The sequence below is a fragment of the Actinokineospora sp. NBRC 105648 genome, assembly GCF_030269645.1.
Taxonomy (GTDB): Bacteria; Actinomycetota; Actinomycetes; order Mycobacteriales; family Pseudonocardiaceae; genus Actinokineospora.
Genome location: NZ_BSTR01000002.1, coordinates 303,857 through 319,917, shown reverse-complemented (window position 1 = coordinate 319,917; position 16,061 = coordinate 303,857). Strand labels below are relative to the sequence as shown.

18 protein-coding genes are annotated in these 16,061 nt (G+C 73.2%); all 18 read right to left on the bottom strand.

The window, feature by feature from the left end:
* Window positions 1-16: 16 nt before the first annotated feature.
* A complete protein-coding gene (gene secG, locus QSK30_RS02715) occupies window positions 17-250 on the bottom strand; it encodes a preprotein translocase subunit SecG (protein ID WP_285499206.1) in 234 nt (77 codons plus the stop codon).
* 211 nt (window positions 251-461) lie between these two features.
* Window positions 462-1,247, bottom strand: a complete 786-nt coding sequence (gene tpiA, locus QSK30_RS02710) for a triose-phosphate isomerase (protein ID WP_285499367.1) — start codon at window positions 1,245-1,247, stop codon at window positions 462-464.
* Window positions 1,247-2,434 carry a phosphoglycerate kinase gene (locus QSK30_RS02705; RefSeq protein WP_285499203.1) on the bottom strand — a complete coding sequence of 396 codons (1,188 nt, stop codon included), beginning with the start codon at window positions 2,432-2,434 and terminating at the stop codon, window positions 1,247-1,249. The genes tpiA and QSK30_RS02705 overlap by 1 nt, the downstream gene beginning before the upstream one ends.
* Window positions 2,435-2,448: 14 nt before the next feature.
* Window positions 2,449-3,453: a type I glyceraldehyde-3-phosphate dehydrogenase gene (gap, locus tag QSK30_RS02700; protein ID WP_285499201.1), complete on the bottom strand. Its 1,005-nt coding sequence runs from the start codon at window positions 3,451-3,453 to the stop codon at window positions 2,449-2,451.
* A 433-nt stretch (window positions 3,454-3,886) separates the two neighbouring features.
* Window positions 3,887-4,873 (bottom strand): DNA-binding protein WhiA, encoded by a 987-nt coding sequence (whiA, locus tag QSK30_RS02695; protein WP_285499199.1) that lies wholly within the window; start codon window positions 4,871-4,873, stop codon window positions 3,887-3,889.
* A gap of 67 nt (window positions 4,874-4,940) precedes the next feature.
* Window positions 4,941-5,906: a gluconeogenesis factor YvcK family protein gene (locus QSK30_RS02690; protein WP_285499197.1), complete on the bottom strand. Its 966-nt coding sequence runs from the start codon at window positions 5,904-5,906 to the stop codon at window positions 4,941-4,943.
* Window positions 5,903-6,787 carry an RNase adapter RapZ gene (gene rapZ, locus QSK30_RS02685; RefSeq protein WP_285499195.1) on the bottom strand — a complete coding sequence of 295 codons (885 nt, stop codon included), beginning with the start codon at window positions 6,785-6,787 and terminating at the stop codon, window positions 5,903-5,905. Before rapZ ends, QSK30_RS02690 begins: the two co-directional genes overlap by 4 nt.
* On the bottom strand, window positions 6,784-8,745 hold the full coding sequence (uvrC, locus tag QSK30_RS02680; protein ID WP_285499194.1) for an excinuclease ABC subunit UvrC: 1,962 nt from the start codon (window positions 8,743-8,745) through the stop codon (window positions 6,784-6,786). Before uvrC ends, rapZ begins: the two co-directional genes overlap by 4 nt.
* A 158-nt stretch (window positions 8,746-8,903) precedes the next feature.
* Window positions 8,904-9,968 carry a GDSL-type esterase/lipase family protein gene (locus QSK30_RS02675; RefSeq protein ID WP_285499191.1) on the bottom strand — a complete coding sequence of 355 codons (1,065 nt, stop codon included), beginning with the start codon at window positions 9,966-9,968 and terminating at the stop codon, window positions 8,904-8,906.
* 234 nt (window positions 9,969-10,202) lie between these two features.
* Entirely contained in the window at window positions 10,203-10,733 is a 531-nt protein-coding gene (locus tag QSK30_RS02670; RefSeq protein ID WP_285499190.1) for a Rieske (2Fe-2S) protein, read from the bottom strand.
* Window positions 10,734-10,842: 109 nt separating this feature from the next.
* Window positions 10,843-11,190, bottom strand: a complete 348-nt coding sequence (locus QSK30_RS02665) for a type II toxin-antitoxin system PemK/MazF family toxin (RefSeq protein ID WP_285499188.1) — start codon at window positions 11,188-11,190, stop codon at window positions 10,843-10,845.
* The gene (locus tag QSK30_RS02660) at window positions 11,177-11,431 is read right to left on the bottom strand and encodes a DUF8778 family protein (protein WP_285499187.1); all 255 of its coding nucleotides are present in this window, start codon (window positions 11,429-11,431) and stop codon (window positions 11,177-11,179) included. The genes QSK30_RS02665 and QSK30_RS02660 overlap by 14 nt, the downstream gene beginning before the upstream one ends.
* A gap of 33 nt (window positions 11,432-11,464) precedes the next feature.
* On the bottom strand, window positions 11,465-11,896 hold the full coding sequence (locus QSK30_RS02655; RefSeq protein WP_285499186.1) for a PH domain-containing protein: 432 nt from the start codon (window positions 11,894-11,896) through the stop codon (window positions 11,465-11,467).
* Window positions 11,893-12,390, bottom strand: a complete 498-nt coding sequence (gene ribH / locus QSK30_RS02650; RefSeq protein WP_285499185.1) for a 6,7-dimethyl-8-ribityllumazine synthase — start codon at window positions 12,388-12,390, stop codon at window positions 11,893-11,895. Before ribH ends, QSK30_RS02655 begins: the two co-directional genes overlap by 4 nt.
* Entirely contained in the window at window positions 12,387-13,661 is a 1,275-nt protein-coding gene (locus tag QSK30_RS02645; RefSeq protein WP_285499183.1) for a bifunctional 3,4-dihydroxy-2-butanone-4-phosphate synthase/GTP cyclohydrolase II, read from the bottom strand. Before QSK30_RS02645 ends, ribH begins: the two co-directional genes overlap by 4 nt.
* Window positions 13,654-14,274: a riboflavin synthase gene (locus QSK30_RS02640; protein WP_285499182.1), complete on the bottom strand. Its 621-nt coding sequence runs from the start codon at window positions 14,272-14,274 to the stop codon at window positions 13,654-13,656. Before QSK30_RS02640 ends, QSK30_RS02645 begins: the two co-directional genes overlap by 8 nt.
* A 13-nt stretch (window positions 14,275-14,287) precedes the next feature.
* A complete protein-coding gene (gene ribD, locus QSK30_RS02635; protein WP_285499181.1) occupies window positions 14,288-15,316 on the bottom strand; it encodes a bifunctional diaminohydroxyphosphoribosylaminopyrimidine deaminase/5-amino-6-(5-phosphoribosylamino)uracil reductase RibD in 1,029 nt (342 codons plus the stop codon).
* 48 nt (window positions 15,317-15,364) lie between these two features.
* Window positions 15,365-16,030 carry a ribulose-phosphate 3-epimerase gene (gene rpe, locus QSK30_RS02630; protein ID WP_285499366.1) on the bottom strand — a complete coding sequence of 222 codons (666 nt, stop codon included), beginning with the start codon at window positions 16,028-16,030 and terminating at the stop codon, window positions 15,365-15,367.
* Between the last annotated feature and the right edge of the window lie 31 nt (window positions 16,031-16,061).

Here is a 16,061-nt window from a genome sequence, read left to right as displayed (position 1 = left end):
GCCACTGGGCGCCGCATCAGCCGATTTTGACCAGCAGGCCGAGGCCGATGACGCAGATGACCCAGACCGCCGCGGTGAACAGCGTGACCCGGTCGAGGTTCTTCTCGACCACGCTGGAGCCGGACAGGCTGGACTGCATGCCGCCGCCGAACAGGGAGGACAAACCGCCACCGCGGCCGCGGTGCAGCAGCACCAGAAGGATCAGCAGAAGGCTGGTGGCGATCAGAACGATCTGCAAGGTGAGAATCATGCGGTCCTCGCTGTTGAACGGTTGAGGCCCCAGGTTACCCGGTGATGTTCACAGGTTCGAGCACCGCCCCGGCTTCGCGGGCGCCGTCCGATTACCAGATTTCCTCGATTCGCGCACGCCGGGGCATACGCACGTGCAGCTGCATGATCCACAAATGCGGTGGGGGCGTCGGGGACACCAGTCCCCAACGCCCCCACCTGCGGAAACCTCGCTACGGCAGCGGACCGCCCGCAGCCATGGCGCACAGCTTGGTGAACTCGTCGGCCTGCAGGCTGGCGCCGCCGACCAGGGCGCCGTCCACATCCTCCTGCGCGACCAGCTCGCCGATGTTGCCGGATTTCACCGATCCGCCGTAGAGCACGCGGACCCCCGCGGCCACGTCGGCGCCGTACTTGTCGGCCAGCGTCGCGCGCAGCGCGGCGCACACCTCCTGGGCGTCGGCCGCGGTGGCGACCTTGCCGGTGCCGATCGCCCAGACCGGCTCGTAGGCGACGACGACCTTGCCCGCCTGCTCGGCCTTGAGCCCCTTGAGGCCCGCGACCAGCTGCTCGGTGCAGTGCTCGACGTGCGTGCCCGCCTCGCGGACCTCCAGCGGCTCGCCCAGGCACAGGATCGGGGTGACCCCGTGCTTGATCGCGGCCTTGACCTTGGCGTTGACCAGCTCGTCGGTCTCGCCGTGGTACTGGCGCCGCTCCGAGTGGCCGACCGTGACGTAGGTGCAGCCCAGCTTCGCCAGCATCGGCCCGGAGATCTCGCCGGTGTAGGCGCCGGAGTCGTGGCGGGAGATGTCCTGGGCGCCGTAGCGCAGCAGCAGCTTGTCGCCGTCGACCATGGTCTGGATCGAGCGGATGTCGGTGAACGGCGGCAGCACGGCCACCTCCACCTTCGCGTAGTACTTCTCCGGCAGCGAGAACGCGATCTTCTGCACCAGGGCGATGGCCTCGAGGTGGTTGAGGTTCATCTTCCAGTTGCCCGCGATCAGGACCTGGCGCGCCATCATGCCTCCAAGATCGCGACGCCGGGCAGTTCCTTGCCCTCCAGGTACTCCAGCGACGCGCCGCCGCCGGTCGAGATGTGCGAGAAGCCGTCCTCGGGCAGGCCGAGCAGGCGCACGGCCGCGGCCGAGTCGCCGCCGCCGACCACCGAGAACGCCGCCGAGTCCACGATCGCCTGGGCGACGCCGCGGGTGCCCTCGGCGAAGGGGGCCAGCTCGAACACGCCCATCGGGCCGTTCCAGAACACCGTGCCCGCCCCGGCGAGGATGGCGCCGTAGCGCTCCACGGTGATCGGGCCGATGTCCAGGCCCTTCCAGCCCTCGCGGATGTTCGCCGCGAGCACGGTGTGGGTGTTCGCCTCGGCGGAGAACGCGTCGGCGATGACCACGTCGGCCGGGAGCACGATCTTCTCCGGGTACTCGGCCAGCAGCCGCTTGCAGGTGTCGATCATCTCGGCCTCGAGCAGCGAGTCGCCCACGCCCAGGCCCTCGGCGGCCAGGAAGGTGAAGCACATGCCGCCGCCGACCAGGATCGCGTCGACCTTGGGCAGCAGCGAGGAGATCACCGCGAGCTTGTCCGACACCTTGGACCCGCCGAGCGCCACCACGTAGGGCCGCTCGGCGCCGTCGGTGAGCCGCTTGAGCACCTCGACCTCGGCGAGCACCAGGCCACCGGCGTAGGCGGGCAGCCGGGTGGCCACGTCGTAGACCGAGGCCTGCTTGCGGTGCACCACGCCGAAACCGTCCGAGACGAACGCGTCGGCCAGCGCCGCGTACTCGTCGGCCAGGGCGCCGCGCTCGGCGGCGTCCTTGCTGGTCTCCCGGGGGTCGAAGCGCACGTTCTCCAGCAGCGCGACACCGCCGTCGGCCAGGCCGGCCACGGTGGCGCGCGCGGAGGCGCCCACCACGTCGTCGGCCAGCGCGACCGGGCGGCCGAGCAGCTCACCCAATCGGGCGGCAACCGGTGCCAGCGAGTACTTGGCCTCCGGCGCGCCCTTGGGGCGGCCCAGGTGCGCGGCCACCACGACCCGCGCGCCCGCGTCGGCGAGCGCGCCGATCGTGGGCAGCGAGGCGCGGACCCGGCCGTCGTCGGTGATCTTGTCGCCGTCCAGCGGGACGTTGAGGTCGGCGCGCACGAGCACGCGCCGACCGGACACGCCCTCGGCGAGCAGGTCGTCGAGAGTCTTCACGTGCCTTGTCCTTCTTAGAGCTTCGAGGCGACGAGCGCGGTGAGGTCGGCGAGGCGGTTGGAGTAGCCCCACTCGTTGTCGTACCAGCCGACGACCTTGACCAGGTTGCCGGTGACCTTGGTCAGCGGCGCGTCGTAGATGCACGACGCCGGGTCGGTCACGATGTCGGAGGAGACGATCGGGTCGGTGTTGTAGCGCAGGATGCCGTTGAGCGGGCCGTCGGCGGCGGCCCGGTAGGCGGCCTGGACCTCGTCGAGGGTGACCTCGCGGCCGAGGGTGACGGTCAAGTCGGTGGCCGAGCCGGTCGGCACCGGGACGCGCAGCGCGTAGCCGTCGAGCTTGCCCTTGAGCTCGGGCAGCACCAGGCCGATCGCCTTGGCGGCGCCGGTCGAGGTGGGCACGATGTTCAGCGCGGCGGCGCGGGCGCGGCGCAGGTCGCTGTGCGGGGCGTCCTGCAGGTTCTGGTCCTGGGTGTAGGCGTGGATCGTGGTCATCAGACCGCGCTCGACGGTGAACGCGTCGTGCAGCACCTTCGCCAGCGGGGCCAGGCAGTTGGTGGTGCAGGAGGCGTTGGAGATCACGGTCTGCGAACCGTCGTACTTGTCCTCGTTCGCGCCGAGCACGACGGTCAGGTCCTCGCCCTTGGCGGGCGCGGAGATGATGACCTTCTTGGCGCCGCCCTCGTCGACGTGCTTGCGGGCGTCGGCGGCGTTGGTGAAGAAGCCGGTGGACTCGACCACGACGTCGACGCCGAGGTCCTTCCAGGGCAGCTTGCCCGGGTCGCGCTCGGCCAGCGCCTTGATCGTCTGGTCGCCGACCTGGATGCCCTCGGCGGTCACCGAGACCTCCTGCGGCAGCCTGCCCAGGATGCTGTCGTACTTGAGCAGGTGGGCCATGGTCGCGACATCACCCAGGTCGTTGAAGGCCACGATCTCGATGTCGTGGTCGCTGGCCTGCACGGCGCGCCAGAAGTTGCGACCGATCCGACCGAAGCCGTTGACACCTACGCGAACCGTCACCTGTGTCTCCTCGTCCTAGCGACTGGTTGCCCGGACCCCGCGGGCCCGGGGACTCCGCCCCACCCGAAAACCCTAGCGTTCACCCGGGCGCGCGCAGGTCAGCAGGTCAGCGGTCTCTCTTTATCGAATCAGATCGCGATGCCCGGCGCCAGGGGCGCCGCCCGAGGCGACGCGCGGCTCACAGCGGAAGGCGCGGGGAGGGGTGGCGACGGCCACGGAACCCGGGCGCGGCGGCGGGGAAACACCCCCGGAACAGCGGAGTGGGGTTCGCCGGCTCCCATGCCGGGCGAACCCCACTCCGTCTCCCCCTACGGGTGCCCCTCCCCCAAGCGGCACCCGCCCTCCCGTCAGACAGGAGTCACGGCGGGGCCGCCGGGATACCGCGTGAGACCCAGCTCACAGTAATTCTTTGGTGGGTTATTCCCCACCCGCCTCAGGCGTCCGCCTCGAGCATGTCCGGGGTGACCGCCGACTCGGTGTCCGGCATACCCATGTCCTTGGCCCGCTTGTCGGCCATCGCCAGCAGCCGCCGGATCCGGCCGGCGACCGCGTCCTTGGTCATCGGCGGGTCGGACAGCTGGCCGAGCTCCTCCAGCGAGGCCTGCTTGTTCTGCAACCGCAGCTCGCCCGCCGCGGTCAGGTGCTCCGGGGCGTCCGGGCCGAGGATCTCCATCGCCCGCTGCACCCGCGCGGCGGCGGCGACCGCGGCCCGGGCCGAGCGGCGCAGGTTCGCGTCGTCGAAGTTGGCCAGCCGGTTGGCGGTGGCGCGCACCTCGCGGCGCATCCGGCGCTCCTCCCAGGCCAGCACGCTGGAGTGCGCGCCGAGCCTGGTCAGCAGCGCGCCGATGGCGTCGCCGTCGCGCACGACCACCCGGTCGGCGCCGCGCACCTCGCGCGACTTGGCCTGGATGCCCATCCGGCGGGCGGCGCCGACGATGGCCAGCGCGGCCTCCGGGCCCGGGCAGGTGATCTCCAGCGCGGACGAGCGGCCCGGCTCGGTGAGCGAGCCGTGCGCCAGGAACGCCCCGCGCCACGCCGCCTCGGCGTCGCACACGCCGCCGGAGACGACCGGGGCGGGCAGGCCGCGCACCGGACGGCCGCGCGGGTCGAGCAGACCGGTCTGGCGGGCCAGGCCGTCGCCGTCCTTGACCACCCGCACCACGTAGCGGGTGCCCTTGCGCAGGCCGCCGGAGGTGATCACGTGCACGTCGGCGTGGTGGCCGTAGAGGTCGTGGATCTCCTTGCGCAGCCTGCGCGCGGCCGAACCGGTGTCCAGCTCGGCCTCGACCACGACCCGGCCCGCCACGATGTGCAGCCCGCCCGCGAACCGCAGCAGCGAGGACACCTCGGCCCGACGGCAACAGGTCTTGGACACGGCCAGCCTGCTCAGCTCGTCCTTGACAGCGGCGGTCATCGCCACAGGGTCCTCCTCTCCCGGCCCGGGTGCGGGCATCCGGGGTACATCCCATCACGACCCGCGCGCGGGCTCAGCGTCCCCTCACCGACGTGATCGCCCGCCCCAGGCTCGCGGCGAGCGCGGTCGGGTCGTGCCGGTCGGGGGTGGCCCCGGCCGCGACCGGGTCCAGCCAGGTCCCCGCGCCCAGCGCCGCAGCCGCAGCTCGGAGCCGGTCCGGGGTGGCGACCGAGTCCGCGTCGGCGATGACCGCGTCGACCCGCAGCCGGGGCGCGTGCTCGCAGAGCACGTCGAGGTGGCGCTCCGGGGAGAAGCCCGCGGTTTCCCCCGGTTGGGGGACAAGGTTGAGCACGACGACCCGGGCGGCCGCGGTGCTGACCAGCGCCTCGTGCAGCTCCGGGACGAGCAGGTGCGGCAGCACGCTGGTGAACCAGGAACCCGGGCCGAGCAGCACCACGTCGGCCTCGAGCACCGCCGCCACGGCCTGCGGGCAGGCGGTGGGCTTCTCGGCCCGGTGGTCGGCGGGCTGCAGCCGGATCCGGCGGACCCGGCCGGGGGTGGTGGCCACCGCGACCTGGCCGCGGATGCGGCGCACCGTGCTCGGGTCCTCCTCCAGGCCGGTCACGTCGGCCTCGATGTCGAGCGGGTCGGTGGACATCGGCAGCACCCGACCGGTGACGCCGAGCAGCCGCGCGGCCTCGGCCAGCGCCTCGACCGGGTCGCCGAGGACCTCCAGCAGACCGGCCAGCACCAGGTTGCCGATCGCGTGCCCGGCCAGCGCGCCGGTGCCGCCGAAGCGGTGCTCGAACACCGACCGCCACGGCCCGGCCTCCCCGGCCAGCGCGGTGAGCGCCTTGCGCAGGTCGCCAGGGGGGAGCAGGCCGAGCTCGCGGCGCAGCCGCCCGGAGGAGCCGCCGTCGTCGGCCACCGTGACCACGGCGGTGACGTCGTCGGTGAGCAGCCGCAGCGCGCTGAGGGTGACGTGCAGGCCGCGCCCGCCGCCGAGCGCGACCGCCTTGAGCGGGGGGGCCGCGCTCACTCGCGGCCCAGGTCGCGGTGCACGACCTTGACCGCCATGCCGTCCTCGTCGGCCAGCCGCCGGGACAGCTCCTCGGAGATGGCCACGCTGCGGTGCTTGCCGCCGGTGCAGCCGATGGCCAGCGTCAGGTAGCGCTTGCCCTCGCGCCGGTAGCCCGCGCCGATCAGGCGCAGCAGCTCGTGGTAGCGGTCGAGGAACTCGTCCGCGCCCTCCTGGCTGAGCACGTAGTTGCGCACGTCGGTGTCGCGGCCGGTCTGGTCCTTGAGCTCGGGGATCCAGAACGGGTTGGGCAGGAAGCGCACGTCCATCACCAGGTCGGCGTCCATCGGCAGGCCGTACTTGTAGCCGAAGGAGAGCACGGTGACCCGGGTGGCGGTGCTGGCGTCGGAGCCGAACGCGTCCTCGATCTTGGCGCGGAGCTGGTGCACCGAGAGGGTGGAGGTGTCCAGGACCAGGTCGGCCTCCTCGCGCAGCGGGCGCAGCAGCTCGCGCTCGGCGCCGATGCCGTCGATCAGCCTGCCCTCGCCCTGCAGCGGGTGGCCGCGGCGGACCTGCTCGAACCGGCGGACCAGCACGTCGGTGGTGGCCTCCAGGAACAGCACGCGCGGCCGGTAGCCGCGCGCGTCCAGGTCCTTGATGATCGCCGAGAGGTCCTCGGTGAACGCGCGGCTGCGCACGTCCATCACGACCGCCACCTTCGTGATCGCGCCCCTGGCCTGCGAGCCCAGCTCGACCATGGTGGAGATCAGCTCCGGCGGCAGGTTGTCCACGACGAACCACCCCAGGTCCTCCAGGCACTTGGCCGCCGTGCTGCGGCCCGCCCCGGAGAGTCCGGTGACGACCGCGACCTCGATGCCCGGTCCGTGCGCTTCGGTGCTCACTGCTGTCCCTCTGTCGGTTCGGCCGCGGACTCCCCCGCGAGCGCGCTGTGCACTGCCTGTGCCGTGCCCGGGCCGATGCCCGGCACCGCCCCGATCTCCTCGACCCCCGCGGCCCGGAGCCGCTTGAGCGAGCCGAAGTGCTTGATCAGCACCGCCTTGCGGGTCTGGCCGAGGCCGGGGACCTCGTCGAGCACCGAGACGGTGAGCTTCTTCGACCGCTTCTGCCGGTGGTAGGCGATGGCGAACCGGTGCGCCTCGTCGCGCACCCGCTGCAGCAGGTAGAGCGCCTCGCTGGTGCGCGGCAGGATCGCCGGCTCCGGCTCGGCGGGCAGCCAGACCTCCTCCAGCCGCTTGGCCAATCCCACCACGGCCACGTCGGTCACGCCCAGCTCGGCCAGCACGTCGGCGGCGGCGTTGGCCTGCGGGCCCGCGCCGTCGACCACCAGGAGGTTGGGCGGGTAGGCGAACCGGCGCGGCTTGCCGGTGTCCGGGTCGACGCCCGGGTTCGGGCCCTGGGCCGCGGCGTCCGCGCCGTGCCGGGCGAACCGGCGGCGGACCACCTCGGCGATCGAGGCGACGTCGCCCTCGGTGGCCGCCTCCCGGATGGCGAAGCGGCGGTACTCGGACTTGCGGGCCAGGCCGTCCTCGAAGACCACCAGCGAGGCCACCACGTCGCTGCCCTGGATGTGGCTGATGTCCACGCACTCGATCCGCAGCGGCGCGGTGTCGAGGCCGAGGTTGTCCTGCAGCTCCTGCAGCGCGGCCGAGCGGGCCGTCAGGTCGCCCGCGCGGCGCAGCTTGTGCTGGGTGAACGCCTCCTTCGCGTTGCGCTCCACGGTCTCCATCAGCGCCCGCTTGTCGCCGCGCTGCGGGACGCGCAGCTGGACCCGGGCGCCGCGCAGCTCGCTGAGCCAGTCGGCGATCGCGGGCGCGTCCTCGGGCAGCTCCGGGACCAGCACCTCGCGCGGCACCGGGCTCGCCTCGGCCACGCCGGTGTCGTCGAACTCGGCCTGGTCGCCGTAGAACTGGCTGAGGAACCGGTCGACCAGGCCCGCGGCGGGGCTCTGCTCGTCGGCGTCGTCGATCCGGTCGATCACCCAGCCGCGCTGGCCGCGCACCCGACCGCCGCGCACGTGGAACACCTGGACGGCGGCCTCGAGCTCGTCGAAGGCGAAGGCCACCACATCGGCGTCGGTGCCGTCGCCGAGCACCACGGCCTGCTTCTCCATCGCCCGGCGCAGCGCCCCGATGTCGTCGCGCAGCCGGGCCGCCCGCTCGAACTGCAGGTCCTCGGCGGCGGCGGACATGTCCTTCTCCAGCCGGCGGACCATCGCGTCGGTGCGGCCGGAGAGGAAGTCGCAGAAGTCCTCGACGATCTCCCGGTGCTCGGCCGCGCTCACCCGACCGACGCACGGCGCCGAGCACTTGTCGATGTAGCCGAGCAGGCAGGGCCGCCCGATCTGGCCGTGCCGCTGGAACACGCCCTTGGAGCAGGTGCGCGCCGGGAAGACGCGCAGCAGCAGGTCGAGGGTCTCCCTGATGGCCCAGGCGTGCGCGTACGGGCCGAAGTACCGCACGCCCTTCTTGCGCGGACCGCGGTAGACGTGCAGCCGCGGGTACTCCTCGTTCACCGTGACAGCCAGCACCGGGTAGGACTTGTCGTCGCGGTAGCGGACGTTGAACCGCGGGTCGAACTCCTTGATCCAGTTGTATTCCAGCTGCAGCGCCTCGACCTCGGTGGACACCACGGTCCACTCGACACCACCCGCGGTGGTCACCATCTGGCGGGTGCGCGGGTGCAGCGAGGAGATGTCGGCGAAGTAGGAGTTCAGCCTGCCGCGCAAGCTCTTCGCCTTGCCGACGTAGATCACCCGGCCACCAGGATCACGGAACTTGTACACGCCAGGCGCGTCCGGGATGGTGCCGGGAGACGGTCGGTAGGTGGACGGGTCGGCCACGGTGACAACCCTACGGGCGCCCACCGACAACGATCGCGGCCGCCCGCCCCCAGCGGTCGGGCGAACGGGTGGAACCCCGTGGCCCCGCTCGGGGTCGGGCCCGGTGGTCGACCACCCGCCCGGGGCGGGGCGGGTGGTCGACCGGGCCGGACCGGGCCTCAGGCGACCGCGTGGAGGTTGCCGTCGGCGCCGACCAGGCAGCGGGCGGACTGGGAGCCCGAGGTGACGAACTCGGTGACGCAGCGGCCGAGCTGGGCGTGGCCGGTGGCGTTGGGGTGGAAGGACTGCTGGGCCATGTGGATGCCGACCGCGTCCAGGCCGCCGTAGGCCCAGGCGTAGGGGTCGACGGTGATCCGGTTCTGCCACTCCCCGCTCTTGTCCGCGTTGCCGCTGCACGCCTCGTGGCCCTCGGTGGCGCGGGAGAAGTCCAGGAAGGACACCCCGGTCCGGGCCGCCACGCCGCGGAAGGCGTCGCCGAACTGCGGGACCGCCTCGGTGCGGCCGTAGGCGGCGTCGGCCAGGCGCAGGGGGCAGCCCTGGGGGCCGTGGGCGATCTCGTCCATCTTCTCGGTGACCGGGGAGGCGTACGAGGTGACCACGACCCGGTAGGAGCCGTCGGCGTAACCGGCCTGGCGCAGGGCGCTCTTGATGTCGTTGACGGCCACCTCGACCTTGGGCGCCATCGCCGCGAGGCGCTGGGGCCACTGGGTGCGCAGGGTCGCCGCGCAGCCGGAGCCGAACGGGTTGAGCCACTTCTTGATGCAGCCCACGATCGAGTCGGTGAAGGCCGGGTCGTCGTTGGCGCCGACCTGGAGCACCACCGCGGTGACCCGGTTCGCCCTGGCCACCTCGATCAGCCTGCGGGCCTGGGAGCCCTCGGTGTAGTGCGTGGTGTCGGCCAGCGAGACGTTGGCCGCGTTGGCGCCCGAGCAGGCCAGGTTCACCGTGCGCTGGGCGAGCGCGGTCTTGTGGATCAGCGCGTTGGGCGAGCGGTGGCACCAGTCGCCGTTCTCGCCGCGGGTGCCGGGCTCGTAGTCGCCCGCGCCCTCGCCCGAGATCGCGCTGTCGCCCAGCGACACCACGGCGGTGGGCCGGTCGTCCAGGCCGATCGCGGGGCCGGACGGCCCGGCGGGGACCGGTGGCGTGGCGCCCGCGGGCGGCACGGCGAGCCCCAGCGCCGCCACGGCGGCGACGGCGAGGCCCAACAAGCGGGTGGACGGCATGGCGGGCCTCCGGGTCTGCGGTGAGCGGTTGGTCCTGACCCAACCACCGCTGATCCGGTGAATCCATAACCCGAACGGCCGCACTCCCGGGCCATCCGGAGCACCCCTAATCCTAGGGGTTCCCCCTGGTCGGAGGCACTTTTCGCGGCCTCCGACCAGGGTTGGGAACACGGTCGGCCGAGCACTCAGCCCGAGTACTCGGCCCACCGCTCAGCCGAGAACTCAGCCCAGAACTCAGCCAAGAACCACGTTGTCACCGCTGACCTTCACCGCGATGGTCTTGAGCCCGGTCTGCGCCTGGCCGCTCTTGCGGTCGCCGGTGGACGCGTCGAAGGTGCTGAAGTGCCGCGGACAGGTGATCACGCCGTCCTTGGGCGGGTCGACGGTGGCGCCCTGGTGCGGGCAGGTGGGGTCGAAGCCCTTCACCGTGCTGCCCGCGCGGACCAGCAGGACCTTGCCGCCGGACGGGTTGTCGACCAGCACGCCGCCACCGTCGGGGATCGCCGACAGGGTGCTCAGGGCGCCGGTCGTACCGCCGGTGGACCCGCCGGTGGAGCCACCCGTGGTGGCACCGCCGGTCGTACCCGCCGCGCCACCGGTGGTCGTGCCCGCCGAGCCGTTCGACGAGCCGGAGTCGCCGCAGGCGGCGACCAGCGCCCCAGGGGCGACCAGGGCCACCATCAGTCCGCACAGCACCTGGCGCCTGCTGCGCGCCTCGGGCTCGTGGACCGCCGCAGGTCGAGTGGTGGGATCGACAACAGTCACGCTTGGCCTCCTCGGGATCAGTTCAGGGATACACCGGGGGCTACGTGGGCGCGCGGCGGGTGGTTCACCCGTTCCGGGTATTCACAGGGAGCGCACAGGGTTGGCGGGCTCAGAGCCCCAGGTGCACCCGCAGCGCCTCGTCGACGTCCTTGAGCAGCGCGGGCGGCACCCGGCCGAGCCGCCTGCGCACCCGGCCGGTGGCGATCGAGCGCACCTGCTCGGCCTGCGCCTTGGAGTCGGCGAGCAGGCCGCAGTCGAGCCCGGGCAGCAGGACCTGGAACGGGAAGACCCGCGCGGTGTTGGAGGTGATCGGCACGACGGTGACCACGCCGCGACCGGTGCGCTGGGCGACCTGGTTGGCGGCGTCGTTGCTGACGATCACCGCCGGGCGGACCTTGTCGGCCTCCGAGCCCCGGCTCGGGTCCAGGTCGACCAGGTGGATGTCACCTCGTCGCATCGACCCGGCCGCTCGACCCGTCGGCGGCGGTGGCGTCCCAGAGCGGGGCGTCCTCGGCGGCGTCCCACTCAGCGAAGGCCTCGGCGTACTCCTCGCGCATCGACGACTCGCGCAGCAGGCCGATGGCGATCTGGATGACCGAGGACCGGTTGACCGCCGCCACGTGCACCACGTCCACCCGTGACGAGTACTCGTCGATGAAGCGGACGTCCTCCTCGGGCAGGCTCACACTGAGTTTCATGGCGCGATGCTACCCCGGGTGGGACCGGGGGTGCTACTCGGCGGGCGCGGTCGCGGCCCGGTGGAGCTTGCGCAGCTCGCGGATCGCCGCCACCGCGCGGTCGCCGTCGAGCGCCTGCACGGCCATGACCGGCACGTACTCGTCGTCGGGCAGCTCCAGCCGGGCCCACGCGGCGCCGTCGGGGAAGCTGATGCCGCGCACCTGCGACCACGGGTAGGTGGTGCTGCCCAGGAGGTTGCGGACGCGCACCCCGGCCGCGTCGGCGGTGATCTTCGGCCAGGTCATCCAGAGCGCGCCGCAGGCCAGCAGCACGCCGATGCCCGCCATCGCGACCTGGTCGGACACCTGGAAGAACACGCCGGTGGAGGTGCGCCGCAGCAGCACCGCCACGACGGTGAACACCGCGATGAACAGCACGGCGAGCGCGCCGGAGAACACCCGCACCCGGCGCGGCCGCGCGATCACTGGAACCCCTGCTCGGTCCACGGCTGGCGCAGCCCGCGCACGACCAGGGCGGTCTCCAGCGCGGCGGCGCACGCCTCGTAGCCCTTGTCCTCGGCCGAGCCGGGCAGGCCCGCGCGGTCGAGGGCCTGCTCCTCGGTGTTCACCGTCAGCACGCCGTTGCCGATCGGGGTCGACTCGTCCAGGGAGACCCGGGTGAGGCCCGCGGTGACCGCGTCGCACACGTACTCGAAGTGCGGTGTGCCGCCGCGGATGACCACCCCCAGCGCGACCACGGCGTCGTGGTGGCGGGCCAGCTCCTGGCAGACGACCGGCAGCTCCACCGCGCCGGGCACGCGCACCACCGTCGGCTCGACGATCTCCGCCTCCTGCGCCGCCACCAGCGCGCGGGCCAGCAGCTGGTCGGTGATCTCGGCGTGCCAGCGGGTGGCGACCACCGCCAGCCGGACGCCGGGGCACCGCGGCACCCCGGCCGCCGGGCGACCCTGCCCGCTCATGCCTTGTCCTCCCCGGCCACCTCGGCCGCCACCGCCGCCGCGGTGCCCTCGTACTGCTCGAGGTTGCCCAGCTCGTGGCCCATCCGGTCGCGCTTGGTGCGCAGGTAGCGCAGGTTCTCCGGGTTCGGCCACACCGACAGCGGGACCCGGTCGACCACGGCCAGGCCGTAGCCCTCCAGGCCGACCCGCTTGGCCGGGTTGTTGGTCAGCAGCCGCATCGAGCGCACGCCCAGGTCGACCAGGATCTGCGCGCCGGTGCCGTAGTCGCGCGCGTCGGCGGGTACGCCCAGGGCCAGGTTGGCGTCCACGGTGTCCGCGCCGTCGTCCTGGAGCTGGTAGGCCTGCAGCTTGTGCATCAGGCCGATGCCGCGGCCCTCGTGCCCGCGCATGTAGAGCACCACGCCGCGGCCCTCGGCGGCGACGGCCTCCAGGGCGGCGTCGAGCTGCGGGCCGCAGTCGCAGCGCAGCGAGCCGAACACGTCGCCGGTGAGGCACTCGGAGTGCACCCGGACCAGCACGTCGCGGCCGTCGGCGATGTCGCCGTAGACCAGGGCGACGTGCTCGATGCCGTCGAGCAGGCTGTCGTAGCCGACCGCGCGGAAGGTGCCGTGCGCGGTCGGGATGCGCGCCTCGGCGACCCGGGCGACCTGCTTCTCGGTGCGCCGCCGGTAGGCGATCAGGTCGGCGATGGTGATGATCGTCAGGTCGTGCTCGGCGGCGAAGACGACCAGCTCGTCGTAGCGGGCCATGTCGCCCTCGTCCTTCTGCGAGACGATCTCGCAGAGCACGCCCGCGGGCCGCAGCCCGGCCATCCTGGCCAGGTCGACCGCGGCCTCGGTGTGCCCGGGCCTGCGCAGCACGCCGCCCTCCTTGGCGCGCAGCGGGACCACGTGCCCGGGCCGGTTGAAGTCCTTGGCGGTGGCCTCCGGGTCGGCCAGCAGCCGGATGGTGTGCGCGCGGTCGGCGGCCGAGATGCCGGTGCTGACGCCCTCGCGGGCGTCGACGGTGACGGTGTAGGCGGTGCCGCGCGCGTCCTGGTTGGTGTGGAACATCGGCGGCAGGTCGAGCCGGTCGCAGTCGGGCTCGGTGAGCGGCACGCAGATGTAGCCGGAGGTGTAGCGGACCATGAAGGCCAGCAGCTCCGGGGTGGTCTTCTCGGCGGCGAAGATCAGGTCGCCCTCGTTCTCGCGGTCCTCGTCGTCGACCACGACGACCGCCTTGCCCGCCGCGATGTCGGCGATGGCCCGCTCGATCGCTTCGCAGTCACTCACCGGAGGTCCCCTTCCTCGGCGCCAGGTGCGGCGCGGCCAGCCTCTCCACGTACTTGGCGATCACGTCGACCTCGAGGTTCACCGGGTCGCCCGGCGCGCGGACGCCGAGGGTGGTGGCGCGCAGCGTCTCCGGGATCAGGCTCACGCTGAACCAGTCCGGGCCCACCGCGACCACGGTCAGCGAGACGCCGTCGACGGTGATCGAGCCCTTCTCCACCACGTAGCGGGCCAGCTCGGCGGGCAGGCTGATGGTGACCAGGTCCCAGTGCTCGGACGGCTCGCGGGAGACGAGCGCCCCGGTGCCGTCCACGTGCCCCTGCACGATGTGCCCGCCGAAGCGCTGCCCGACGGCCGCGGCCCGCTCCAGGTTGACCTGGTCGCCCGCGGCGATCCCGGCCAGGCTGCTGCGGACCAGCGTCTCGCGCATGACGTCGGCGGTGAACCCGCCGTCGGCGAGGTCGACGACGGTCAGGCAGACGCCGTTGACCGCGATCGAGTCGCCCCGCTTGGCGTCGCTGGTGACCAGCGGCCCGGCGATGGTGACCCGTGCGGCGTCGGCGAGGTCCGCCACGGCGACGACCTCACCGCGCTCCTCCACGATCCCGGTGAACACCGGTGGTTCCTCCTCAGTTCCGCGCCGGGACGGCGGAGATCCGCACGTCCGGTCCGCTCATGGTGGCCTCTTCGACCACCAGGCGGTGTGCCTCGGTGATGGTCGACACGCCGGATGCGCCTAAGGCCACAGGCCCGGCCCCGAGCAGGGCGGGCGCGACGTAGGCCAGCACCCGGTCGACCAGGTCCGCCGCGACGAACGCCCCGGCCAGCGTGGGGCCGCCCTCCAGCAGCACGTCGACCACACCGCGCGCGGCGAGCGCGGCCAGCACCTCGGCCGGGTCGCGCGTGCGCAGGAGCAGCGTCTCGGCGGTGCCGTCGAGGACTTGGGCGTCCGGCGGCAGGTCTGTGCGTCCCACGACAACCCGCAACGGTTGTCGGGCCGCCGGTGTTCCATCCTCGGCGCGCGCGGTCAGCGCGGGGTCGTCGGCGAGCACCGTCGCGGTCCCCACCACGACCGCGTCGACCGCGCGGCGCAGGGCGTGCACCTCGGCGCGCGAGGTGGCCGAGCTGATCCAGCGGCTGGTCCGGTCGGCCGCGGCGACCCGGCCGTCGAGGGTGGCGGCGTACTTCCAGGTGACGTGCGGGCGCCCGGTGCGCGCGTGGTGCAACCAGGCGCGCAGTGGCCCGCGCTCGACCTCGGTGGCGAGCAGACCGCCCTCGACGGACACCCCCGCGTCGGCGAGCACGCGCGCGCCGCCCGAGGCGACCGGGTTGGGGTCGGCCACGGCGTAGACCACCCGGGCAACGCCCGCGGCGATCAGCGCGTCGGTGCACGGCGGGGTGCGGCCGTGGTGCGCGCAGGGCTCCAGGGTGACCACGGCGGTGCCGCCGCGGGCCCGCTCCCCCGCCGCGCGCAGCGCGACCACCTCGGCGTGCGGGCCGCCCGGGGGCTGGGTCGCGCCCGCGCCGACCTCGGTGCCCGTGACGTCGAGCAGGACGCAGCCCACCGGCGGGTTGGGGCTCGTCGTACCGCGAGCCGCCGCCGCGCGAGCCACCGCGGACCGCATCGTCGCGGCCAGGCTGTGCTCCACGTCGGACATTCTCCCAGGGGGTGCGCGCCCGTTCCCAGCGGGTGGGAGCGGCGCGGCTCAGGCGGTGAAGCGGTGGTTGGCCGCGCTCGCCTGCGCGCGCAGGGCGGCGACGGCCTTGGCCGGGTCGTCGGCGCCGTAGACCGCGGAGCCCGCGACGAAGCAGTCCACACCCGCCTCGGCGGCCCGCTCGACGGTCGCGGCGTTGATCCCGCCGTCGATCTCCACCAGCAGGTTCAGGTGACCGGTGTCGACCAGGCCGCGGACGGTGCGGACCTTGTCGAGCACCTCGGCGATGAAGCCCTGCCCGCCGAACCCGGGCTCGACCGACATGACCAGCAGCGTGTCGAACTCCTTGAGCACCTCGACCCAGGGCTCCAGCGGGGTGCCCGGCTTGATCGACAGGCCCGCCTTGGCCCCGGCCGCGCGCAGGTCGCGGGCGATGCGCACCGGGTCGGCGGCCGCCTCGGCGTGCACGGTCACGTTGTGCGCGCCGGCCTCGGCGTACCCGACCGCCCAGCGGTCCGGGTCGGAGATCATCAGGTGGCAGTCCATCGGAATGTCGGTCACCTTGAGCAGCGACTCGACGACCGGCAGGCCGAGGGTCAGGTTGGGCACGAAGTGCGCGTCCATCACGTCCACGTGCACCCAGTCGGCGCCGTGGATGGCGGCGAGCTCGTCGGCGAGCCGGGCGAAGTCGGCGGACAGGATGCTGGGGGCGATCATCGGGGCGTGCGACACGGGGCGCGAGTCTAGG